Annotated in this window: 1 protein-coding gene; it reads left to right on the plus strand. The window is 68.9% G+C overall.

Features of this window, described 5'->3' with window-relative positions:
* Nucleotides 1-159: 159 nt before the first annotated feature.
* Nucleotides 160-1,703: condensation domain-containing protein (locus ACFWP7_RS42575; RefSeq protein WP_384394032.1), on the plus strand; the 1,544-nt coding region annotated here is incomplete at its 3' end.

The following is a 1,703-nucleotide window of genomic DNA, read 5'->3' on the forward strand; positions in this document are numbered from 1 at the left end:
GTGTCGGGTGCCCGGAAGGCGGGCCTGGTGATCACCGCCCGCCAGGTGTTCGAGCGGAAGAGCCCGGCGGGTCTGGCCACCGTGGCGGTCGCGGCTGGCGACGCCGGTGCGATTGCCGACGGAGGTATCGGGGTCGGGGACATACCGCTGACTCCGGTCATGCATGAGCTGATCGATCGGGTCGGACCGGACAGGTTGGGCCAGGTGTTCCAGTCGGCGCTGGTGGTGGCTCCGGCGGGCCTGGACTTCGTGGTCCTGACCGATGCGGTGCAGGCACTGGTGGATCATCACGACGCGCTGCGGGCACGGCTCGAACTTGAGCCGGAGCGGCGGCTGGTCGTGCCGGAAACGGCCGCGGCCGGGGCGTGGACCCAGCGGGTCGACGCGACCGGACTGGAGGGCGATGACCTGGGTGGCCTGATCCGTGAACAGGCGCAAGCGGCTGTGGACAGGCTGGATCCGCGGGCCGGTGTGATGGTTCAGGTGGTGTGGTTCGACGCCGGGCCGGACACTCCGGGACGTCTTCTGGTGGTTGTTGACCACCTGGTGGTCGACGGTGTGTCGTGGCGCCTCCTGGCCCCGGACCTCGCGGAGACTTACGCGGCGCTGGCCGAGGGGCGGGACATCGCGCTGGATGCCGTCCCGACGTCGTTCCGGCACTGGGCGCGTGAACTGGCCGTACAGGCTGAGAGCGAGGAGACGCGGGCTGAGCTGCCGCAGTGGACCGAGTTGCTCAAGGGCCCGGACCCGATGCTCACTTCACGGCCTGTGGATCCTGACCGGGACATCGAAGCCACGATGAGGCATCTGTCGGTGACGGTTCCGTCGGAGGTCACCTCGGCCTTGCTGACCAGTGTTCCGGCCGCGTTCCATGCGGGGATCGACGATGTCCTGCTGACGGGGCTGACCGCGGCGATCGCCGAATGGCGCGACGGCCGGAGCACGGCCGGTGGGTTCCTGGTGGATGTGGAGAGTCATGGTCGTGTCCCGCTGAGTGAAGGGGACGATCTGTCCCGCACGGTGGGCTGGTTCACGAGTGCATATCCTGTCCGGCTCGATGTCGGAGCCGTCGACCTGGCCGATGTGCGGGCGGGGGGTCCGGCTGCGGGCCGCGCGGTGAAGCGGGTCAAGGAGCAGTTGCGGGCGGTGCCGGGCGACGGTCTGGGCTACGGCATGCTCCGCTACCTCAACCCTGAGACCGCGCCCGAACTTGCGGCCCTGCCGTCCGCACAGATCGGCTTCAACTATCTCGGGCGGTTCACCGCCGGGGCAGCTGACGAAGAGGTCCAGAAGGACTGGTCGCCGGCCGGCGAGGCCGGGCCCGGGGCGGGTGTGCTGGGGGAGTTCTCCGTGATGCACGCCCTGGAAGTCATCGGCGTAGTCGATGAGTCGGCGGACGGGCCGCAGCTCACGTTGACGGTGGCTTGGCCGGAGCGGCTGCTGGACGAGGCGGCTGCGGAGGCTCTGCTGGGCAGCTGGGCGGCGATGCTGACTGGTCTTGTCTCGCATGTGTCGCGTCCTGGCAGTGGTGGTCGTACGCCGTCTGATTTCCCGTTGGTTGCGCTGGACCAGGGGCGGATCGAGCAGCTTGAGGCGGATGTGCCGGGGTTGGCCGAGGTGCTGCCGGTGTCGCCGTTGCAGGAGGGCATGCTGTTCCATGCGCTGTTCGACGAGCAGGGCACCGATGTGTATGTGGAGCAGAT

The sequence above is a fragment of the Streptomyces sp. NPDC058470 genome (assembly GCF_042721055.1).
Taxonomy (GTDB): domain Bacteria; phylum Actinomycetota; class Actinomycetes; order Streptomycetales; family Streptomycetaceae; genus Streptomyces.